The following is a 21,114-nucleotide window of genomic DNA, read 5'->3' as shown; positions in this document are numbered from 1 at the left end:
ATAACATTCCCACCGTGGCAGATGAGAGATGAGAACAGTAAGTAGTTAGGGAAGAGCCCCGGAAAACTATGGAAGTGCTATATTGTGACAACTGGACTGCAGAATCCTATTGTAATAGGTATGTTGAATTCCCGGGGCTCACTGTGAATATACAATTAAGTTCTAAAAAGAAGAAAGGAGAGCACTTAGAGTGCTTCTCCGTCTGTTTCTCCTGTACGGATCCTGATGATCTTGCTTACAGGGTATATGAAGATCTTACCATCACCAATGGAACCGGTTTCTGCGGTCTTAACAATGATGTCGACAACACTGTCAACATCCTCATCTTTGACTACCATTTCCATCTTTATCTTAGGCAACAGGTCAACGCAGTACTTACGTCCTCTCCACTGCTGCATAACGCCCTTTTGCTTACCTCTGCCTTTTACATCGGTTACGGTGACACTTTCAAATCCTGCTTCATCAAGTGCATCCTTGACTTCGTGGATCTTTGTTGGCCTTATGATTGCTTCTATCTTCATCATTTAAATCACTCCTCCTGGATCATGAATTCTGGATATGCGCTGATTCCATGTTCTACAATGTCCAGTCCTGCAATTTCATGTTCTTCAGAGACACGGAGTCCGATCACTACATCGAGGATCTTGAAGATCACGAATGAGATACCAAATGCCCATACGATACTGAGTATTACAGCTACGATCTGGATCATAAGGAGACCTACTCCTCCACCGTAGAAGAGACCTGCTGTCTCTGCAGTGTATGCTGCACCTTCAAGTATTGTACCATCTGTACCGAGTGCGAAGAGACCGACTGCGATAAGTCCCCAGCTACCTGTGTATCCGTGTACTGCAATTGCACCTACCGGATCATCGAGCTTAAGTACGTTCTCATTGAACATTACACCTGCGTATACCACTATACCACCGATGATACCGATGATAAGTGCACCAGTGTTGCTGACTGAGCCACAAGGTGCTGTGATAGCTACAAGACCTGCGAGAAGTCCGTTTGCTGTAAGGGATGGGTCTGGCTTTCCTGTCTTCATCCAGGTGATGAGCATGACAATGATACCACCAGATGCACCAGCTATGAATGTGTTTGCGATCACAAGGTTGACGAATGGGTCCATTGCATCAAGGGTACTACCACCGTTGAATCCTACCCAGCCGAATGCCAGTATAAGTGTACCGAGGAATGCGAGTGGAAGACTGTGACCTGGAATTGCCATTGGCTTTCCGTTCTTGAACTTACCGATCCTTGGACCTACAAGAAGAACACCAGCAAGAGCTGAGTATCCACCAATTGAGTGTACTACACCGGAACCTGCAAAGTCGTGGTGTCCGACACCAATTGCGTCAACAAGGAAACCGCTTGTAAGAATTCCTGCACCACTCCATACCCAGTGACCATATACTGGATAGATGAGTGCTACCATAAGTACTGTATAAATAAGATATGCCTTGAAGTCAGTCCTCTCAGCCATTGCACCGGAAACGATAGTTGCACCAGTTGCTGCGAAGACCATCTGGAACCACCAACTGTTCCATAATGCATTGTCAGCTCCTACAAGGAAGAACTGGTCAATACCAATAAGTCCTGCAAAGTCAGCACCATACATGATCCCCCAGCCGACTGCCCAGTATACAACTACACCAAGACAGATGGTCATGAAGTTCTTCATGAGGATGTTGGCTGTGTTCTTGGTCCTTGTCAGGCCGATCTCAACAAGTGAGAAACCTGCATGCATCAGGAACACTATTGCACCAGCGATGATCAGCCACATAAATGTGAGTGCTGTCTCGAGGTTTGCTATTGATTCGCTGTTCTCTTCAACTGTTCCAGCGGATGCCGGAACTATAAATAACATAAATATGACGCTCATTAGCAGTAAAGCCTGCCAGATCATCTTTGAATTGAGTTTCTGTGATATTCCATACATGAGTAACACCTTTGTTTCATCTTCATTAGGAAGACGGATGCTATGTGTAGACTTCATTCTATTTAAATATTCTGGTTTCTTCATCATACTTCATATATTAAGTGATAGAAAATGTTAATTTCCTATAAAAGTAACAGGCATTTAGAGCCCGAACTGGATCAAATATCAACAAATTCCACACATTATATATTTTTATATCTAAGTAATATAAAAAGAGTTGCATCATTTGCACACATCTTAGCCTTATTCACGAGTTGTGCGGGGGTAAAAGATTAATACAACTAAAAAAGCAGTTCTTTAGACTTATCGAATATCTTTATACATCATGTGGGCCCACGCACATAAGAATATAGGACCATATTACCCCAAATGATCACAGAAATGAATCAAAAGCAAAGCTAAGGATAAAATCAACCATCATTCAAGATCAACAGATATATTAAAAGAAATAAGTTTCAGAACCAAAAACGGTTCTTCAAAGCTTTTTCATCTTGCTGTATTCCATCACGGCTGAGACCGGATTGGTCTCTACATTAATACCTGCCTCTTCAACAGCAGCAACTGAATTAATTCCAACCATCACAGGAATACCGACCTTTCCACGCTCTATCGGAGCAAAAAGGACGTCATCTCCCGGATCCCCGATCGCCAGATGTCCGCTGATGTCATGTTTGCTTGCGATCTCCAGTAACTCCTCTGCTCTTTTAGTAGCAGATGCTGGTATCTGGCGGACATTTGCAAGCATTTTACCATTACCGGTCTCGATAGCTTCGAGTATAGAAGTTGCCTTACGCCTGAGGAAGATCTTGATGGGGTCAATGGATGTTCCATTATAGGAGATAAGGTCCAGGAAACCAGCAGGAGAATAATCCTGCATTTCCATTAATCCACCATATACCGGGACAACCGGTATACCATTATTCAAAAGAAGCCCGTCGAAAGTTATACTACATACAGTTGCAACAGCCACTTTACCTTCCGGGACATAGATGTCAAGATCAGTATCTTCTTCAATGACACCAACCCGGGGACTGATGGTCGCACCATGGTCCATTGCATACTTAATTATCTCAGTGGCATTGTCATAATCATCCTTGTCGATGTTGGTCACATTGACAATAACGTTGCCTTTGCCTGTTTCTATATTATAGTCAGCTTTATAGATGAGCTCTTCGATCTTTGTAATGACGAATCCGAACCTGTCACTTATAAGTGCATCATTGAGTTCCTTCTTACCACGCTCGGTGATAGTGCGCCCAATGTAACCATGCTTTTTAGTGAAGCCTCTCTCATCAAGTATCCGCAAATGATACCTTACGGCTCGCTCCCCTATCGCATAACCACGGTTATGAAGCTCATCAGCTATAAGGCGCGCACCTAGGGGCTTGTCGCTCTCACTGATAATTCGCATGATCTCAACAAGCTTTCTCTCAACATTTGGATCTGTCATTTTTTCACCCGAAGATGTTTGTCCGTGGACATCTCACCGGCCTGTAAGTTACATTCTATGTCTATTTAAGGTATACTGTTCGCATCAGATCCTTCCTGTGCGGAGTATATATATTACCAGCCACATACCAAAGAATCCTGCCACCAGGAATCCTATTACGCCAAGTAAAGGCACTCCCCATATATGTGGCTCCATCCCTGTCTGGATGATAAGCGACGAACCCACGATAATGGCAGAGATAATAAGACTGAACGAAAGACGGTTACTTGCTGCATCCAGCTCCGCAACGATCCGGTCAAAGCCATGCGAATCGAAACGTAATTTCAAATAGCCCCTCTCAGCGATCTCAAGAATATGGGATATCTGCATTGGTGCCTTGTGAAGGACGCGGGTCCAGTTATTATAATCCCGATACACACTGCTTGCGATATTTGTCAGACGCAGACGGTCCTTTATAGCCTGCTTTGCAAATGGTTCCGCAATAACTGTAAGATTTACATCAGGGTCCATTATGCTGCCAAAGCTCTCTGCGGTCATAGCACCTTTTGAGAGCAAAGCCACATTTGCGGGAACCCTTACCTTGTATTTTCTCAGAAGGTTTATCATTTCTTCAAGGATCAGAGCAGTGTTAAGTTGCCTTATTGGCCTTCCGTAATACTTGTACAAAAGATGGTCAATATCGACCTTCAATGAAGAAAGGTCCACATCATCACCGATAGAACCAAGGTCTCTAAGAAGCTCGATGTAGAGCACCGTGTCCCCCTTTGTTATTGCAATGAGGTCATCGATCAGAAGATTGCGCATATCCCTTGAAAGGAAGCCAGCCATTCCAAAATCAAGGAGAGCTATCATGCCATCTTTCATTATGAACACATTACCGGGGTGCAGGTCTGCATGGAAGAAACCATCATCATAGATCTGCTTCATGAAAGACTTCAGGACCTCAGTGGCCACTTCTGTCCTGTCAACTCCCATCCGTTCAAGTTCCCCAAAGGAATTGCTCTTTACCCCATCGATATATTCCAGTGTCAGCACTTTCATACTGGAATGGTCCCAGTAGACCTTTGGGATGTATATCCGTGGGTGATCACGGAAATTACGGGCAAAATGATCAGCGTTCCTGCCTTCCTGCGTGTAGTCCATCTCAGCCTTGATAGACCGTTCGAACTCCTCCACGATCTCGACAGGGCGATATAACTTTGCTTCAGGAAGATGCTCCTCTGCAAATGCCGCTATACTGTACATTATATCCAGATCGGCCTCTATTATCTTTTTGATACCGGGCCTCTGGACCTTGACAACAACATCCTCACCGGTCTTTAACTTCGCACGATGGACCTGACCAATAGAAGCAGCAGCAATAGGAGTGTTCTCGAAGCATTCAAAAATATCAGTGATATGCGAACCCAGTTCTTCCATTATGAGCCTTTCAACTTCCTCCATACCAAAAGGCTGCACTTCATCCTGGAGTTTTGAGAACTCATCGGCATACTCAGGAGGGATCAGGTCCTGACGCATACTAAGTATCTGACCGAGCTTTATGTAAGTAGGACCAAGTTCCTCAAGCATCAATCGTGCTTTCTTCGGGCCAGAATCCGTATCCTTATGCACCTTCTCCGGTTTCTTTATCCGTGACCGAAGAGGCCGGATACCTCCAATACCCATCCTGTCAGCTATATAGCCGAACTCATACTTGACAAGAGCATCAACGATCTTCCCATATCTTTTGATCATCGAATATCGGTGTATTTTCCGGGGTCTCATTGTGGTCCCTTTTATTTTGATTTTTTTTAGATGTATTGATCTATGACTGGATTTATTATTAATTTATCGTTGATATTCAATTCATACAATAAATATCAAAAGTTAGAGTAACAGTTAAATAAGTTCATGATCCAAATTATTGATAGCCATTTTTATGTGGCGCAGAGTTGGAGAATAGATAAGATAAGGAGTGAGAAAAGATGTTATTTTTTGATATAAGTTCATGGGAGCCAAGGGATACTGAGAAAGTAATTGAGCATTTCAAGAAATTGAAACCACCTGCCGGAATAAATGTGGTCAATCAGTGGGTAGACCTCAATGGAGGACGATATTTCATCCTTTATGAAGCAGACAGCGCAGAAGCATATGCTGAGTTCAACCTCCCATGGTCGGACATATGCATAATTGACAGTGTTCCTGTTATGGAATCGACAGATTTCATAAAGCTCATGGTTTCAAAGGGACTATAAAGCCCTTTTATTGAACCATTTCTCTTTTTTAATTCCCGGAAACTGAAGGCATCAGCTCGATGACCTTTTCAATGTCACCTATCTTTACAGTGAAATTACCCTCTGGAAGCGAGCTTGTATCATATTCATGATGGAAGTTGCCTTCTTCATCTGCCCTTATGGTCTGACTTGCAACAAAGTCCATTCTGACAGTTTTCTCCCCATCCTGAGCATTTCCCTCTACAACGATCTCATAGTTACCTGCAGGAACATTCTTTTCAAAAAATTCGGCAACTCCTTCCTCAGCATCAAAGCTTCGTTTAAAGTCTACGAACATACGAACTACAAAATTAAGGTCATCAACCTTCTGAGACCTTACCTGAAAACTATTGCTGCCACCTGGTATGTTGATATCCTGGAAGACATACCTGTATTCATTATCTATTACAGGGACATTCACTGTGAATGAAACGGTCATCCCGATCATCTCCCCGGGATCGGTCTGTCCATTTATATCCAGCACATCCCCTACAACAGGATTTTCAGGAAGGATGCTCCACTGGTCAAGCTGAACATCAGGATTGCTTTCTGCCTGATCAAAGATAAATGAGTAGAATATTTTAGAAAAAGTCAGAAAGAGGCTAGTGCTTTTACTAAAGATAACCCCCTCCTCATGAGTTTACATGTCTTTTTCTTCAGAACTGGTAAGCTTATCGATCTTCTCTTCGAGGCTCTTGATGATATCCTTGAGCTCACTGACCTCATCCTTTGTTGCTATATCAGCCTTGTTAATGGTCTCCTGAACCTTGGATGAGATCTTCTTCTCCATATCTTCCTTCTGCTTCTTCTGTTCCTCAACAACTTCGCGAACGAACTTCTTACCCTCTTCCTTTTTCATCTCCCCATTCTCGATAAGGTCATCTGCAATGTCCTGGACCTTTTCTTCAGTAAGTGCCCATAGACCAATTCCAAAAAGACCTACCTTTTTCATGATCTCTGCGATATCATTAGCATCTTTCATTATAAACCTCCAATGATTAATTATCATGTGTTACAATAAATATCTTATTCTGAACCAGTTCAAAGATGTGGTGATCTAAAGCTAGTACCGAAAAGAAATGAATGCCAGAATAAAGAACAGCTGGTAAAAAAGAAAAGGATATGATATTCAGTTCTCAATGAGGTCACTGATATCATGTTCGAGATAATCTGCATGAGACATCTCAATTAGCTTGTCACATACCTCATCAGGCTTACCGTCCATGATGATCTTTGCAGAATCAATAAGGATCGCCCTGTGAGCAGCCTCTTTCACAAAATCGGTGTGATGGCTGACAAAAACTATTGTGGTGCCGAACTTCCTGTTTATGTTCTTCAGGGAATTGGTTACATCCCTGAGAGTTACCGGATCGAGGTCACCGAACGGCTCATCCAGCATCAGTATCTCCGGGCGAGAGACCAGTGCCAGTGCAATGTATGCCCTTACGTGCTCGCCACCGCTTATCTGGTATGGTGTTTTATCCAGCACGGACATTGGAAGGTCCAGAGCTTCGAAAACCTCAGCAGCATGCTCATCAACTGTGTCTTTTGTTACGACAGGGAAGAGCTTTGAATAGATATCAAGAGAGAGGTTCATTTCCCTAAGGGACTTGTCCTTCTCCTCTTCAGTAACTTCTGTAAGTTTGTAAAGTGTATCGAGATACTCATCAGAGATACCAATCTCAGCAGCTTTTTCTCTTGCATATTCAAGTGAGCCTTCGCCCTTGAGACGGAGTTTGAACGCAAGCTGGTCCCTGATAGTAGAATGCGGAGAAAGCGTGAACTCCTGCTGCATCGTGCTCATCTTCCTGCGAAGGTCAAGACGCTGTAAGGTGAACTCAATGATATTCAGCCACTCGCCATTGTGCAGATATGTAATATCCCCTTCCTTTGGATACCTCAGACCCTCTATCATCTTAAGAAGAGTTGTCTTCCCGGAACCGGACGGTCCGATAAGTGCTGTGATCTCACCTTTATTGATATCAAGTGACAGATCTTCGAACTTCAGTACCTCTCCAACCCTCAGAAGTGAGAAACGATTGGAAAGACCCCTTACTTTTATGATAGGCTCCTTCCCTGACATCTCGGGAAGAGGTGCTTTTTCCACTATATCTTTAAGGAAATGTTTGAGTACCTGTTCGGCCTCGCCTGTCTCTACGACCTTTCCATCTTCAAGATAGACCACCCTGTCTGCAAGATACATGTGGATCTCAGGCAGGTGTGATACTACAATAATAGGAATGTTAAGCTCTTTTTTGATGTTCTTTATGACATCAAGCATCTCCTGTTTTGTACCGGGATCTGTCATGGTTACCGGTTCGTCAAGGAGAAGAAGTCTTGGTTTTGCTGCAAGCTGACGTGCAAGTATAAGCCTTTGTTTCTCGCCACCACTTAACAGGTTAGATGAATGCTGTGCTTTGTGTTCGAGCTTGACAAGACGCATATAGTACATTGCTTCTTCATGCAAGTCGTCATAATGGAAAGCTTCAGGTTCGGGTAATCCCTCGTGTCCTTCTGCCAGGAAATTAAGCCTGCGGACAATATTCTCCACAGCAGGGCCGTTCCAGAGTCCGAAGTTACGCTGAAGATGTATTGCGCTGTTGCGTACAAGGAATTTGAGCTTTTCCCTGTCTGCATCAGGTCCTATTCTCTCGCCATCCAGCTCGAAGTAGCCTGAATCAAGTTCCTCTATTCCTCTGAGGAGCTTGAGTATAGTGGTCTTTCCACTACCGCTTTTTCCAGTGATACCAAGTATTTCCCCGTCTGCGACAGTGAAATTTATGTTATCAAGGATCGTTCTTCTTTCGCCATTTAATTCGTACGTTTTTACGACATTGCATACTTCAAGCATGATCGAACCTCCATGGATGGCTACAGTTCAAAGGGATGTAAAGAAAAAAAAGGGAGTTCTTATTACTTCTTGATCGCAGAAACAAGTTCTTCTATCTTTGCAGTGACATTGGAACTTTCCTCAAGGATGGTCCCTGTGACTATCATGTCAGCACCTGCAAGAGCACAAAGCTTTGCAGTCTCACCATCACGTATTCCGCCACCAACGATAAGTTTGTTGTCCCCAAGGACATGTTTTACCGCACCTATCATCTCAGGGGTCACTGGTGCATCGGCACCGGAACCTGCCTCGAGGTAGGTGTAGTGCATACCAAGATATTTTCCTGCAAGTGCATATGCGACCGCAAGTTCAGGTTTGTGTTTTGGTATGAGCTTTGCATCACCGACCCATCCAACAGTTCCTCCAGGCTCTACTATAAGATATGCCATGGAGATGGGCTCTATACCGCTCTTGTAAACTACAGGAGCACCCATTGCCTGATTGGTGGTGATGAAATTTATGTCACGGGAATTGAGCAGGCTCATAAAGAAGATAGCATCTGCATATCTGCTGACACCTGATGCGTTGCCCGGGAACAATATTGTAGGTTTGTCTGTCTTCTCTTTGATCTTAAGGAGTGTCTGATCCAGTATCACTCCTCCGGCTCCGGTGGAACCCCCGACCATTATGGCATCCGTACCTCCGAGTGCAGCAGCATGAGCTATCTCTGCCGCCTCATCCGGGGTCTGGGATGCCGGGTCGATAAGTGTCAAGTGAACTGTACCCTCGCTTTCTGCGATCTTGTTAAGGTACTCTTCCACTTGCATGAGAACGATCAGCCTCTTGTTTCCTTGGATTTCATACGCAGGCCTTTGCTACCGCATTTCCTGCATCTTGTTGCACGTACTGCATTGCGTGCATTGCACTCCATACAGATCTTCTTGATCAGTATTCTGTTTTCAGCTTCTGGGAATCTTGCCATTATTTTCACCTAAATGATTGTAATATGTATTATTAGAATAATAGGCTGCTTACATGATGCTCAAAACATATAATTGTTTTGCCAAATCCATGCTCATTTTCACGTCCTATTGAATAATCCAGTCACTATCTTCTATGGTATAAACATTGTCATTCATCTAAGTTCATGCGGGACAAACTTTATAAGAAATATAATCATTAATAATGATTGATTGATATGAGCGATGATGATCAAATAAAGAGAAGACAGGAATGGTATGAGAAAGCAAAAAAAGAGGGGAAGCTCAACAGGGATCCTAAAGAGGACCATGATGCAAAACTGAAGACCCTGCAAAATCCTGTCAGAAGGAATATCATCAAAAGCCTTAATGAAAAGAAGATGACATTCGACGAGCTAAAGGCAGAGTTCGACCTTGATAACATGCCGCTGAAACTACATCTTGGAATGCTGGAGGATACTCTCTACATTGAAAAAGAAGATGAGAATACATATGTGATCACCCCACGTGGCGAGGAATACCTTGAGAGCATTGAAACCAAACCCGCATCAAAGGATGAAAAACTGGACGACCTGAAGAAAAGAAGGGACGAATGGTACGAGAAAGCAAAGAAAGAAGGCAAGCTCAAGAGAAACCCAACCGAGGACCACAGAGCAGGCCTGAAAGCCATGCAGAATCCTGTCCGCAGGCACATGCTTGAAGCTTTTGGTGAAGGGAAGATGAACTACGATGAGGTCAAGGAAAAGTTCGAACTGAATGATGTACAGACCAAACTGAATCTCGATATGCTCGAGGATACCCTATACATTGAGAAAGAGGGGGAGAGAACCTACGTAATCACTCCACGCGGTGAAGCATTCCTTGCGAATGTAGATGAACATCATCTGTAACCATGAAATGTTGTTGTGCTGATCACAATAATACCAATATCCACCTGAGTAGTAGATTTTAGTCAGATATAGAAAAAGATCGAAATGGGGTATAACCCCATTCTTTTTTAGTTTCAGTTCTTAATTCACTCATTGAGCTTTGCAAGCACTTTCTCTCTTGCTTCACGGGCGTCAGCTCTTCCCTTTGTTTTCTGCATGACCTTACCTACAATGAAGTTCAGGGATTTTTCCTTTCCTCCAAGATAATCTGCCACTGCTTCAGGGTTCTCAGCAATTGCCTCGTCCACTGCTGTTGCAACGATATCATCCTCTACCTTGAGAAGACCTTTCTTTTCGACGATCTCCTGTGGCTTGCCACCATCATCAAGGACTGTGCGTATGACATCAACAGCACTCTTTTCCGTGATCTTGTTAGCTGTTACAAGTTCGACAACAGCAACCATGTCCTCCACTGTGAAAGCATCAATGCTAAGTTCACGGTAGTTGAGCTCACCCTTGAGGATATCAGATACCCAGACAGCCGCATCCTTTGGATCGACCTTTTTTGCTACCTCTTCAAAGAAGTTAGCTACCTTTATCTCGGTGGTCAGTGCCCTTGCATGGGTCTCGCCAAGACTGTACTCCTCCATGAAACGTGCTCTCTTTGCATCAGGAAGTTCCGGCAGTGTCTCACGTACCTTTGGCACCCAGTCGGCAACTCGCATAGGTACAAGATCTGGCTCTGGGAAGTAACGGTAATCCTGTTCATCTTCCTTAGTACGCATGGAAATTGTCACACCTCTTGCCTCGTCGAAGTGCCTTGTTTCCATGACGATCTCTCCTCCACGTCTGATCTGGTTCTTCTGCCTCATGATCTCATAGAGCAGAGCCCTCTCGACACCCTTGAAGGATGATATGTTCTTGATCTCAACACGTTCGCCCCAGAATACGGAAACGTTCGCATCCGCTTTCATTGCACCTTCAAGATCACCATCGAACACGCCAAGATAATCAAGAATGCTTCTGAGCTTCTCAAGATAACGTCTTGCTTCCTTTGGGCTTCTCATATCAGGCTCACTGACGATCTCGATAAGTGTCATACCTGAACGGTTGTAGTTAATGAGCGTACCCTTGGACTTGTCAATGGTTCCCATGTGCTGCAACCTTGCAGGATCTTCTTCGATATGAGCACGGGTGATACCAACGTTATGTTCTCCATCCTCACCTTCGATGATGATCTTTCCCTCAGCTGCGATAGGATAATCGTACTGCGTTGTCTGGAAGTTCTTTGGAAGATCAGGATAGTAGTAATTCTTCCTGTGGAACTGGGTCTGCTCCACGATACTACAGTTAAGTGCAAGTCCTATCTTTATTGCAAATTCCACTGCCCTCTCGTTAAGAACTGGCAGTGAACCAGGAAGTCCCAGGCATATCGGACATACATGAGTGTTTGGTTCAGAGTCATGGTAGTCTGTGGAACAGCCACAGAACAGCTTTGTGTTAAGCTTGTTCAACTGAACGTGGACCTCAAGTCCGATCCTAATTCCGTCAGGGTTCTCGTAAACCATTATGCCACCTCCGGAGGTCTTCTGGTGTGATGATCGGTATTCTGCTCAAAGCTGTAAGCAGCTTTGATGATAGCATTCTCATCGAAGTGTTTACCTATTATCTGAAGTCCCACTGGCATATCACCTGAGAAGCCACATGGAACTGATATGGATGGTACACCTGCGAGGTTGATAGGTACTGTATTGACATCTGCCAGATACAGGGAAAGAGGATCATCTATCTTCTCACCGATCTTGAATGCAGGTGCAGGCATTGTTGGCGCCATGAGCACATCAACATTATCAAGTGCCCTGTCAAAGTCCTGTTTAACAAGAGTTCTGACCTTGAGTGCTTTCAGATAGTATTTGTCATGGTAACCTGCTGAAAGTGCATAGGTACCGAGCAATATCCTGCGTTTGACCTCTTCGCCAAAGCCTTGTGCACGGGTCCTTGATGCCATAACGTGCCAGTTCTCACCTTCTGCACGGTATCCGTATCTTGTACCGTCAAAGCGTGCAAGGTTCGATGATGCTTCGCTCATGGCTATAATATAATATGATGCAAGAGCATATTTTGTGTGTGGCATGGATACCTTCTCGTAAGTAGCTCCCATGTCCTCGAATTTAGATATCGCATCCCATACTGCCTTTTCGACCTTCTCATCGATACCCTCTCCGAAGTACTCTTCAGGCACACCGATCTTCAGTCCGTTCACATCGTCCTTCAGGGCATCGCTGTAAGTGTTCTCCCTGTTGATGGATGTGCTGTCCCTGCTGTCATATCCTGCTACAACGTCCATGATGGTTGCGATGTCTGCAACATTGGTTGCAAGAGGTCCGATCTGCTCCAGTGAGTTTGCATAAGAGATAAGTCCGTATCTTGAAATGCATCCGTAGGTTGGTTTAAGTCCAACCACACCACAGTATGCTGCCGGACACCTGACAGAACCACCTGTATCTGATCCAAGAGATACCGGCACTTCACCTGCTGCAACTACTGCTGCACTTCCACCGGATGAACCTCCCGGTACCCTGTCCATATCCCATGGGTTAAGTGTAGGTCCGTAGTAACTTGATTCGGTGGAAGTTCCCATGGCAAATTCGTCCATGTTGGTCTTTCCAAGAATTACCGCACCTGCTTCCCTGAGCCTTTCAATGACATGTGCATCGTATGGTGGCACATATCCCTGAAGTATCTTTGATGAACAAGTAGTGGAGAGTCCCTTTGTGGATATGTTCTCCTTGATCGCTATTGGTACACCTGCAAGAGGTCCTTCATGACCTTCAGAGTCGATCTCACGAGCTACATTGATAGCTTCGTCCCACATTGTTGTGAAACCGTTGATCTTGCTCTTGCCGATAGTCTCAATGTAAGAAGCAGTGACCTCTTCGGCTGAAGAGTCTGCAATTTTCTGTTTAATGCCTGAAATGTCTGTCCATGCTGCCATTTTGTACACCTCACATGATCCTTGGAGACTTGAAATTGCCTTCCTGTTTGTTCTCGGTGTTTGCCAGCACATCTTCCTGTGACATCGATTCGGTTACCTCGTCCTTCCTGAACACGTTAACAATGTCCGCAACGTGGTATGTTGGCTCTACGCCTTCGGTGTCGACCTCATCGAGCTGTCCGAAATAGTCCAGTACGGAGTTAAGCTTCTCTGCATAAGCATCGGATTCTTTTTCATCGATCTCGATACGTGCGAGCCAGCCTACGTGTTCTACTTCTTCTTTAGTGATCATCGTAAGTTCCTCTGATTTGAAATAGAGTATAGTTATAATATGTAATAATTTAAGTCTTAGAAAAGCAGGCGATTATATTAAAAATGTTGGTTAAGCAGTTCGTTCATGTCTGGCAGGATCGAGATATTATTTATCATGGGTCATGAATATACGGAGTGAGACCGAAGGGTCCGGCAAAGCCGGCGTTTTCCCACAAGAAGAAACAAGTGATCTGCATAATACCTTGTACTTTTGTCTCTGGAATTATATAATGCCAATTTCTAGTTCCGATCGATATATTAATTCTGAAAACTAATATTAGTTAATTAATTTCTGTAAAACAACCGGGAGCCAGATCAAGTGGGCATAATAACGTTCATCCTGAAAGCAATACTGAAGGAACGGTTCTACAAGCTGCAATTGCATACAAAGACATTATCCATTGCCAGCAAACGCTCCGACCTGCCGATCCATACAAGGTTGCTCGCAGCTTTTGTCACTATCTATATTCTTAGTCCCATTGACCTTATTCCGAGTTTTGTCCCTGTCATTGGCGTTATGGATGATATACTATTGATCCCCCTGGCATTGATACTTGCAATAAAGATGATCCCTAAGCCTATTATGAATGAGTGCAGGCATACGGCAGAATGTGAACTTTCTGCTAAGAGCTCACCAGGTTCTGCCTTATAAGACCATTTTTCGTCACCGATATCAAGGAGTACTGTGGGACCATGAATGAACATGAGAGAACGTGGATCGATGTGGTCGGCAAGGATATTCCTGCAACCATCGAACTTGACCCTGTCATCTTCAGGTACACAGATCCTGATGCCCGTATCCTTGATGTAGGATGTGCAACAGGTAAGGTGAGCATAGAACTAGCATCACATGAGTTTTCAGTCACAAGCATTGACATCAACCATGATGCTCTGAATATAACAGCAAAAGCTGCTACAGATAATGAACTCTCAACCCTCCCGTCATTTACAAGAGCTACAGCCGTTGCTCTCCCATTTTCAGATGAGAGTTTTGATGTAGTTATAATGCAGGCTTTTCTTACAGTAGTAGTCTCAAAAGAAGACCGCTCCCGCATCGTGCGTGAAGCCTGCCGCGTTCTTAAACCGGATGGTCATCTCTACATTGCAGATTTCGGACAGACATGGCATTCAGAGATCTATCGTGAACGTTATCTCAGGGATCTGCCGGTGACAAAGGAAGAGGGCTCATTTTTGGCTTATGATGAGAATACCGGCGAGGTTGCTTATACTGCTCATCACTTTACTGAGAAGGAACTGGTATTTCTGCTGATCAAGAATGGATTTGGGGTCGAGTTTTTCAAAAGGGATACTTTTGTGACGAGAACAGGGAATCGGGTCAATGGATTTGTGATCGTTGGGAAGAAAGTCTGAATTATGATGCCTGGTGTGATAGTGTCAAGTTTGCCAGATCATAGTTGCGCTAAATATTGTGCTTTTGTTACTGCGTTGTGCATCAAATGATATTAATTCGATAAAAATCCTTCAAAATGCCCTGACTACTTCTATATATTTTTAGTATTGCGTAATATAGTTCAGTAACTTTATTAAGTACATAATCTTTTTATTTTAAAAATACGCATATATTTTAATTTTTTTTGTATATACTCAATATAGATGAATATACTAGTACATAATTTTTATTAAAATCATATTTTATTTTACTGTATGATTATTATCAAAGACATAATTTCATGCACAATCGGTGCAATTATATATCAGGTTCATCCCTTTTTTATATAGGGAAAGTTTGAATGCCCTAAATTTAATTTTTGCATACGTGGGGTATGGAAGTGGGAAAAATTGCTACACATATAGCTTATGCTGTATATACACAAATTTCTTCGCCTCACTGATCGCAAAACCAAGAAAGAGGTGGTATGATGAATAGCAAGAAATTAAGATTCGGATCAACTATTACCACGATCCTGGTAATAGCTGTGTGTTTGTGTATGCTGGGTCAGTCAGCATCGGCCCTGCCAAGTTCTTCAAACGTTGCAATAATCGGAGGACCTACAGTGGTCAATGGAGGTACACTACCAACTACTGGTCCAACCTACGCTGCTTTTACATTCACAACTGTGGACCCTGCAACTGTCAATGCTGCGACCCTTGCACCATATGATACTGTTGTATTGAACATGGCAGGTAGTGTGGGGATGCTGTGTAACGCCAATGCTCTGAGCCCATCTCAGAAAGCAGACATCGTGGCTTTTGTTGGAAACGGGAACAAGCTCATAATCTATGACAGTGAATGTTCAGCGATCGATTATAGCTGGCTGCCATATCCATTCACAACAGCCAACCCTGGTGCACTTGGTGCAACTGGTACGCTTACCATAGTAGAGGAGAACACTTTGTCCACGGCCCTTCCAGGCCCATATTACATTGATGCAGCAACCCTTGCTTCAACTACGGATGCTGTTGGTGATATGAATGTCATGACAACCTACGATCCAAACTGGTGTCTTGATATGTCCGGTACAAATGCTATTGCAGCAACAGGCCCTGTTCATACATATGCAAAGTACCCTGCTGGAACTGATAATGGACTTATCATCTACAACGGACTTGATGTGGATTACATGGGATGGTCAATTACAGAGCTCGACCAGATCTGGCTCCAGGAACTGCAGCAGCCATTCAGCCCATCTAACCTCCCATGTGGTGTAACAGTAGTTGGTATTAGCCTTAGTCCGGCCTCTGATGTCAATCCTGTAGGCACACAGCACACAGTAACGGCAACAATTACTGATCTGCTTGGTACCCCTATACCCGGTATTGACGTAACATTCAATGTTACATCAGGACCTAATGCCGGGGAAAGTGGAATTGACACTACAGATGGAAGTGGAGAAGCAACATTTACCTACACAGGTGATGGCGGCGTTGGAACAGACCAGATCGTAGCTTCATTCTATGATTCACAAAGACAGACAACTGTTGAATCACAGACAGTTACTAAGGATTGGGAAGAAGGAGGAAACGGCGAGATCCCAGAATTCCCAACAATTGCAGTTCCGGTAATTGCAATAATTGGTCTGGCACTGTTCTTCCAGAGACGTAACTAAAAGTAAGGGATAACCTTACTTCTCTTTTTTTCTAATTTTATTTTTGAGATATCGGATGCACATGGCATTCAGCAGTTTACCGCGAACACTACATCAGAGACCTGCCGATGACAAAGGAAGAGGGTTCATTCTTTGCTTATGATGAGAAGACTGCCGAGAGAAGATGAAAGATCAATAGTAACTGGAAGGAACAGAATACCAATTATCAGGTGCGTTTCCTGTACCTGAACTTACATCAAGGCTGTATTCATTGTTATAATAATACCAGAGATATACCACAGAATAATTCTCATCCCGGAAGTGATCGAAGCCAATATCTTCGTAATTGTCAGGATAGACCACTTCCCCAAGGTCATCGTCATAGCGTGGACCTACTGTGGCATCCACAGGGAACCATTCCCCATCCTCGTAGACTTCGACCCATGCATGTCCGCCATTAACGTTACTGCTGGTCACCTGACCCATAACAACCCTTAAGGTATCTTCATCATATTCACCGGAGCCGATCAGTAACGATGCAAGAGTATTGGCCTGTTCGGTACAATCACTTACGATCTCACCTGGCACAGGGTTTGAATCGAAATCAGGAGTATCTTGCAGGAACTCCGCAGGAGTGAGCCAACCATCCGGCTGGTCGTTCAGGGTAGTATCAGACACCCATATCCATGAAATTGCAGTCTCATATATCTCATCTGTGTCATTAAGATCTTCTTCCTTAAGATAGTCCTGCACAGCATCAGCATATGGTGTTACATATTCCTGAACCCGTAAAACACCTGTCGTTTCAGGAGGATCCACCGGAATGAAATCTCTGATGTCTTTTTTGACAGCTATTTCCTGCTGTACCTGTGGAACCGGATCCATACTGATATTTTCAGAAAGATTTGAAGGAACAGCATTTATTGTATCTTCTAACCTCATAATGTATGAAATATTTTCCTTAAGAGAAACAGAAGAAAAAGATGTAGCTGGACCATCATCCTCATCAAATACAGCATAAACCGAGAACATCAGTATTGCTACCAGGAAAATAAGAAGTATCGATCTTTTCATAGTATTTAGCCCTATTTTGCCACATGAATTCTGTTTGGTATGTCACCTATAGTACTCTTCATTTTATATAATTTTAGTAGTCACCATAATAAATTAGTAACCAATAACTAAAATTGGTCATGTGAAGCGTTTTGCAGCTTCACATTCTACATCACCCATATCTGGAGGATTTCGGACACACATGGCATTTGCAGATTTGCCGTGAACGTTACATCAGAGACCCATCGGTAACAGAAGACTAGGGAAGTTGCTTACGTTGTCCACCATTTTACTGAGAAGGAGATTGTTTTTTTGCTAATCGATAATAGGTTCAGTTTTGATTTCTTCAAGTGGAGTGGATTTGTGACAAGGACTGTGAATCGGATGAATAGGTTTGTGATAGTGGGGAAGAATGTGTGGTCATTGATACTTTAATCTTAATTGCACCAGAATCCTTAAAAACAATGGATATTACCTAAATATATACTAAAAGTTTATGTTTGTGCAGGTGCAAAAATGATTTCTCTTTTTAAAAGCAAAGAACAGAAATTCTGGTCATGGTTCCAGAAGAACGAAGATAGATTACCGAATTTCGAACAGGGTCAAGAGGCAATTTTCAAGGAACTTCATTCCCAGATTATGCAGGTAAACAAAGATCTTGTTTTTGAATTTGGTCCAGTTGTTAATGGTAAAAGGGAGTTCATTTTAAGCGCAGGCGGAATTCTTTCGGTATTTCCTGATCTTGAAAAACTCTATTCAGCTGCGCCTCAACTGGATAAGTGGTCTGTTATTAAGTTCAGACCGAGAAGAGAACCATGCGATTTGGTGTATGGGGGAAAGAATGTCAAATTTGAAAATATCAATTATGTATTGATCAAAGACGAATCTCCTGACAAAGTAGGTATAGTTCTGTTCTTTAACGAGTTTAATGAAGCTGAATATGACCTCTGGCTGGGTGCAGGATTCCTGTTCCTCGATCAGGTTCTCGGTGAATATGATGTTGCCACAAAACTGGGAAATATACTGGTAACTTCTCCACAATCTGAGCACTTTTCAAATGCACGTCCTTTGAGAGAATTGACAGCTGATTTTGATAGCTATTTTCAGTGAATCTCTCTGAAAAATTACTAGAATAGGTGTTCACTCTTTCACAATACCATAAAGCACAAGCTCAATCTACTGCTCCAACACCTCACGCTGCACCTTTGGGTCACTTTCACGTGCAGCCATAAGAACAGGATCCATTAGTGCGAAGGAAACAATTGAACGTATAAGTTCCAGAGGATAGTCCCGGAGCAATCCTTATTATATTCCAATTAATCATACATTTCGTTTTTCAGAGATCTCAATAATCCATTCACATTTATAGTTTAAACATTGGCCATAATTTATATCTATTTTTAATAAAATATGCAATGTTATATGCAATCTGATAAAGAATAGATTTCTTTCTTTTTCTTTTCAGTGCTCTAAGCAAGCTTCTAATGTGGGGACCAATTATGAACCGGACGTTAAAAATCAGTCTTTTGATTATGTTATTCTTGGTGTCGATCATAGGTGTAGCCGGAACTTCGGCTGCATTAGAGGAACAAACAGTGAACTCTCTTGAGGTTTCAGATATAATTTCAATTTCCAACGTAACAGACATTTATTTTGATGAACTCGCCAGAGATGAGAATGTTTCTTATAACTACAGGTCTCTGCTTGAATGCTGGAATCCTGACGGCAGCAAGGTTCTGGTGCTGACAAGATACGCTCCATTAGGTGAGCCCGAACTGGATGCATTATATTTTTTGAACGCAGATGGTACTGAGCCCAGGGAGATCATAGCGACAAGAAATAACACAATGGAGCGGTCACTGGAATTAACAGCCAATGAACATTTCGAAATTGCCCGCTGGAACTCTGCAGGTGACCATTTTGCATTTTATGGAAATGTTGTTAATGTTAGTGATACTATGATGGTTGTAGGCGATGATACTTTTATAGGAGCTGCAGGGGTGAGTGTTGTCGGTATTGCTGATATCAATAGAAATTCAGTGGAAGTTATAGGTGTAAGGAACCTCTCCAATATTTCGATATGGAACTGGATCGATCATGAAAGAGAATTTGAATGGGAACCCAATGGAACGGATGCAATAATGATTCTCAATGGTGACATATGGGTGGTGCAGAAATATGATTCCTCTTCGAACCAAATTATCGACAGTGAAAAAGGTGTATCTGAATGTATGTGGAATCATAAAGGTGACCAGATCGCCTTCGTCGAAGATGGTCTCTGGACGACAGACAGGTATACTGGAGATGATCTGAAACAGCTTGCATCAAATGCAGACAGGCTCATTGGCTGGAGTCTGGATGATAGTATGATCTATTATTCGAGCTATGAGGATGAAAGCTGTTCACATTTTGTCGTGCAGCTGAATGACAGCAAAATAACAAAGATTAGTACCGGGAGTTTGAGTGATTATATGTCAATTGGTCCGGATGGAAGACTATTGTTCACGAACTCAACCTATCAAGATGGCAAGCTGATCTCTTCCTGTCTTAATATTGCGGATGCAGATGGTACACATATAAATATACTAGATGAGAATGCCTCTGAATACGCGTATCTGATATCAAAAGCTTCTTGGAGTCCCAAAGGCGATAAAATTGCAACTGCATTCAACATAATAGATGCCAATGGAAGTGAGAAACATGAGATCGTGCTTGGTGATACATTCTCATGGCATCCTTCTGGTGATTATATTGCATTTGAAGTTGATCATCCTGTAGGTGACATGTATGCCACCAAAGTATATGTTGCAAATTCAGATGGCAGTGGAGTCACTCAGGTATCTCCGGATGATAATTACAGCTATTCATTAAATGACTGGCTTCCTCATGGAAGTGTCTCAAATGACTGGAGTCCTGATGGAAGCAGGATGCTTATAAAACGAAACGGCCTGAACCATAGCTCGGAGGAATTGCTTGTTGTCAGATTCAGTGGATTTGATGAGATAATGTCTCTGGATTTTAAAGACTATACCACAGTTAGAAAGGATGTCCATATATCAGTCACGAGTATGTCACAACCTGTACAACATGCACTGATAACTCTGGATGGCAGGGAGATTGGTGTCACTGATGAAAATGGTTCCTTTACCTATTATATCATTGATGAACCGGGCACTCATATGCTGAATGCTTCAAAGGAAGGATATCTTGATTCTGGAAAAGAGTTGACAGTTTATGGTGATGCTTATTCCTCTGTGAAGGACGATGAGATTTCAGATCAAGTAGATGATACTGGAGGTTCAATGTCCACTATTCTAACTCCTATCTGGGATTGGTTGAATGGTATTACAGGGAATTGATCACTTCCCTCTTCTTTTTCTTTTA

At 43.0% G+C, this 21,114-nt stretch carries 20 protein-coding genes; 7 read left to right on the top strand and 13 right to left on the bottom strand.

Annotated elements, in window-relative coordinates; genetic code table 11:
• Positions 1-185: 185 nt before the first annotated feature.
• From BM008_RS11750 to BM008_RS11735, 4 genes are all read right to left on the bottom strand, one after another.
• Positions 186-524, bottom strand: coding sequence for a P-II family nitrogen regulator (locus BM008_RS11750; RefSeq protein ID WP_091937224.1), 339 nt, complete (start codon positions 522-524; stop codon positions 186-188).
• A gap of 5 nt (positions 525-529) precedes the next feature.
• A complete protein-coding gene (locus tag BM008_RS11745) occupies positions 530-1,942 on the bottom strand; it encodes an ammonium transporter (protein ID WP_091937440.1) in 1,413 nt (470 codons plus the stop codon).
• A gap of 475 nt (positions 1,943-2,417) precedes the next feature.
• The gene (locus BM008_RS11740) at positions 2,418-3,392 is read right to left on the bottom strand and encodes a DUF128 domain-containing protein (RefSeq protein ID WP_091937222.1); all 975 of its coding nucleotides are present in this window, start codon (positions 3,390-3,392) and stop codon (positions 2,418-2,420) included.
• A gap of 84 nt (positions 3,393-3,476) precedes the next feature.
• The gene (locus BM008_RS11735) at positions 3,477-5,126 is read right to left on the bottom strand and encodes an ABC1 kinase family protein (protein WP_245748026.1); all 1,650 of its coding nucleotides are present in this window, start codon (positions 5,124-5,126) and stop codon (positions 3,477-3,479) included.
• 230 nt (positions 5,127-5,356) lie between these two features.
• On the opposite strand from BM008_RS11735, the gene BM008_RS11730 reads away from it, so the two are divergent.
• On the top strand, positions 5,357-5,626 hold the full coding sequence (locus tag BM008_RS11730) for a DUF3303 domain-containing protein (RefSeq protein WP_091937218.1): 270 nt from the start codon (positions 5,357-5,359) through the stop codon (positions 5,624-5,626).
• A 28-nt stretch (positions 5,627-5,654) separates the two neighbouring features.
• On the opposite strand, the gene BM008_RS11725 is transcribed toward BM008_RS11730, so the two are convergent.
• The 5 genes from BM008_RS11725 to BM008_RS11705 all read right to left on the bottom strand — a co-directional run bounded on the left by BM008_RS11725 (position 5,655) and on the right by BM008_RS11705 (position 9,456).
• The gene (locus BM008_RS11725; RefSeq protein WP_091937216.1) at positions 5,655-6,128 is read right to left on the bottom strand and encodes a hypothetical protein; all 474 of its coding nucleotides are present in this window, start codon (positions 6,126-6,128) and stop codon (positions 5,655-5,657) included.
• A 156-nt stretch (positions 6,129-6,284) separates the two neighbouring features.
• Entirely contained in the window at positions 6,285-6,626 is a 342-nt protein-coding gene (locus tag BM008_RS11720) for a phasin family protein (RefSeq protein ID WP_091937214.1), read from the bottom strand.
• 147 nt (positions 6,627-6,773) lie between these two features.
• Positions 6,774-8,495 (bottom strand): ABC transporter ATP-binding protein, encoded by a 1,722-nt coding sequence (locus BM008_RS15245; RefSeq protein ID WP_091937211.1) that lies wholly within the window; start codon positions 8,493-8,495, stop codon positions 6,774-6,776.
• Between the two features lie 62 nt (positions 8,496-8,557).
• Entirely contained in the window at positions 8,558-9,301 is a 744-nt protein-coding gene (locus tag BM008_RS11710; RefSeq protein WP_091937209.1) for a phosphoglycerol geranylgeranyltransferase, read from the bottom strand.
• Positions 9,302-9,309: 8 nt separating this feature from the next.
• A complete protein-coding gene (locus BM008_RS11705) occupies positions 9,310-9,456 on the bottom strand; it encodes a 50S ribosomal protein L40e (RefSeq protein WP_091937207.1) in 147 nt (48 codons plus the stop codon).
• A gap of 216 nt (positions 9,457-9,672) precedes the next feature.
• On the opposite strand from BM008_RS11705, the gene BM008_RS15130 reads away from it, so the two are divergent.
• Positions 9,673-10,344 (top strand): winged helix-turn-helix domain-containing protein, encoded by a 672-nt coding sequence (locus BM008_RS15130; protein WP_245748025.1) that lies wholly within the window; start codon positions 9,673-9,675, stop codon positions 10,342-10,344.
• A 125-nt stretch (positions 10,345-10,469) separates the two neighbouring features.
• On the opposite strand, the gene gatB is transcribed toward BM008_RS15130, so the two are convergent.
• The 3 genes from gatB to gatC are packed head-to-tail and all read right to left on the bottom strand — an operon-like array spanning position 10,470 to position 13,610.
• A complete protein-coding gene (gatB, locus tag BM008_RS11690) occupies positions 10,470-11,891 on the bottom strand; it encodes an Asp-tRNA(Asn)/Glu-tRNA(Gln) amidotransferase subunit GatB (RefSeq protein ID WP_091937205.1) in 1,422 nt (473 codons plus the stop codon).
• Positions 11,891-13,318 (bottom strand): Asp-tRNA(Asn)/Glu-tRNA(Gln) amidotransferase subunit GatA, encoded by a 1,428-nt coding sequence (gatA, locus tag BM008_RS11685; RefSeq protein ID WP_091937203.1) that lies wholly within the window; start codon positions 13,316-13,318, stop codon positions 11,891-11,893. The genes gatB and gatA overlap by 1 nt, the downstream gene beginning before the upstream one ends.
• A 10-nt stretch (positions 13,319-13,328) precedes the next feature.
• A complete protein-coding gene (gatC, locus tag BM008_RS11680; protein ID WP_091937201.1) occupies positions 13,329-13,610 on the bottom strand; it encodes an Asp-tRNA(Asn)/Glu-tRNA(Gln) amidotransferase subunit GatC in 282 nt (93 codons plus the stop codon).
• Positions 13,611-13,949: 339 nt separating this feature from the next.
• Here gatC and BM008_RS11675 point away from each other — a divergent pair, with 339 nt between their 5' ends.
• The 3 genes from BM008_RS11675 to BM008_RS14945 all read left to right on the top strand — a co-directional run bounded on the left by BM008_RS11675 (position 13,950) and on the right by BM008_RS14945 (position 16,698).
• Complete coding sequence (locus BM008_RS11675) at positions 13,950-14,282, top strand: YkvA family protein (protein ID WP_091937199.1); 333 nt, start codon at positions 13,950-13,952, stop codon at positions 14,280-14,282.
• A 41-nt stretch (positions 14,283-14,323) separates the two neighbouring features.
• A complete protein-coding gene (locus BM008_RS11670) occupies positions 14,324-15,001 on the top strand; it encodes a class I SAM-dependent methyltransferase (RefSeq protein ID WP_091937197.1) in 678 nt (225 codons plus the stop codon).
• 506 nt (positions 15,002-15,507) lie between these two features.
• Entirely contained in the window at positions 15,508-16,698 is a 1,191-nt protein-coding gene (locus BM008_RS14945; RefSeq protein ID WP_091937436.1) for a PEF-CTERM sorting domain-containing protein, read from the top strand.
• 171 nt (positions 16,699-16,869) lie between these two features.
• On the opposite strand, the gene BM008_RS11660 is transcribed toward BM008_RS14945, so the two are convergent.
• Positions 16,870-17,751 (bottom strand): transglutaminase-like domain-containing protein, encoded by an 882-nt coding sequence (locus tag BM008_RS11660; protein WP_091937194.1) that lies wholly within the window; start codon positions 17,749-17,751, stop codon positions 16,870-16,872.
• A 495-nt stretch (positions 17,752-18,246) separates the two neighbouring features.
• On the opposite strand from BM008_RS11660, the gene BM008_RS11655 reads away from it, so the two are divergent.
• Positions 18,247-18,840 (top strand): hypothetical protein, encoded by a 594-nt coding sequence (locus tag BM008_RS11655; protein ID WP_091937192.1) that lies wholly within the window; start codon positions 18,247-18,249, stop codon positions 18,838-18,840.
• Positions 18,841-19,262: 422 nt separating this feature from the next.
• Positions 19,263-21,089, top strand: a complete 1,827-nt coding sequence (locus BM008_RS11650; RefSeq protein WP_177188053.1) for a hypothetical protein — start codon at positions 19,263-19,265, stop codon at positions 21,087-21,089.
• Positions 21,090-21,114: the final 25 nt, after the last annotated feature.

This window comes from Methanolobus profundi (genome assembly GCF_900114835.1).
Taxonomy (GTDB): Archaea; Halobacteriota; Methanosarcinia; order Methanosarcinales; family Methanosarcinaceae; genus Methanolobus; species Methanolobus profundi.
This window is presented reverse-complemented; position numbering and strand designations above follow the sequence as displayed.

What these genes read in the sequence shown, in the direction of transcription:
- BM008_RS11735 (WP_245748026.1), bottom strand. Translation starts at nt 5,126, where the DNA reads ATGATCAAAAGATATGGGAAGATCGTTGATGCTCTTGTCAAGTATGAG.
- gatA (WP_091937203.1), bottom strand. Translation starts at nt 13,318, where the DNA reads ATGGCAGCATGGACAGACATTTCAGGCATTAAACAGAAAATTGCAGAC.
- gatC (WP_091937201.1), bottom strand. Translation starts at nt 13,610, where the DNA reads ATGATCACTAAAGAAGAAGTAGAACACGTAGGCTGGCTCGCACGTATC.
- BM008_RS11740 (WP_091937222.1), bottom strand. Translation starts at nt 3,392, where the DNA reads ATGACAGATCCAAATGTTGAGAGAAAGCTTGTTGAGATCATGCGAATT.
- BM008_RS11655 (WP_091937192.1), top strand. Translation starts at nt 18,247, where the DNA reads ATGATTTCTCTTTTTAAAAGCAAAGAACAGAAATTCTGGTCATGGTTC.
- BM008_RS11670 (WP_091937197.1), top strand. Translation starts at nt 14,324, where the DNA reads ATGAATGAACATGAGAGAACGTGGATCGATGTGGTCGGCAAGGATATT.
- BM008_RS11720 (WP_091937214.1), bottom strand. Translation starts at nt 6,626, where the DNA reads ATGAAAGATGCTAATGATATCGCAGAGATCATGAAAAAGGTAGGTCTT.
- BM008_RS11650 (WP_177188053.1), top strand. Translation starts at nt 19,263, where the DNA reads ATGTTATTCTTGGTGTCGATCATAGGTGTAGCCGGAACTTCGGCTGCA.
- gatB (WP_091937205.1), bottom strand. Translation starts at nt 11,891, where the DNA reads ATGGTTTACGAGAACCCTGACGGAATTAGGATCGGACTTGAGGTCCAC.
- BM008_RS11750 (WP_091937224.1), bottom strand. Translation starts at nt 524, where the DNA reads ATGATGAAGATAGAAGCAATCATAAGGCCAACAAAGATCCACGAAGTC.
- BM008_RS15245 (WP_091937211.1), bottom strand. Translation starts at nt 8,495, where the DNA reads ATGCTTGAAGTATGCAATGTCGTAAAAACGTACGAATTAAATGGCGAA.
- BM008_RS11705 (WP_091937207.1), bottom strand. Translation starts at nt 9,456, where the DNA reads ATGGCAAGATTCCCAGAAGCTGAAAACAGAATACTGATCAAGAAGATC.
- BM008_RS11730 (WP_091937218.1), top strand. Translation starts at nt 5,357, where the DNA reads ATGTTATTTTTTGATATAAGTTCATGGGAGCCAAGGGATACTGAGAAA.
- BM008_RS15130 (WP_245748025.1), top strand. Translation starts at nt 9,673, where the DNA reads ATGAGCGATGATGATCAAATAAAGAGAAGACAGGAATGGTATGAGAAA.
- BM008_RS11660 (WP_091937194.1), bottom strand. Translation starts at nt 17,751, where the DNA reads ATGAAAAGATCGATACTTCTTATTTTCCTGGTAGCAATACTGATGTTC.
- BM008_RS11745 (WP_091937440.1), bottom strand. Translation starts at nt 1,942, where the DNA reads ATGTATGGAATATCACAGAAACTCAATTCAAAGATGATCTGGCAGGCT.
- BM008_RS11710 (WP_091937209.1), bottom strand. Translation starts at nt 9,301, where the DNA reads ATGCAAGTGGAAGAGTACCTTAACAAGATCGCAGAAAGCGAGGGTACA.
- BM008_RS14945 (WP_091937436.1), top strand. Translation starts at nt 15,508, where the DNA reads ATGATGAATAGCAAGAAATTAAGATTCGGATCAACTATTACCACGATC.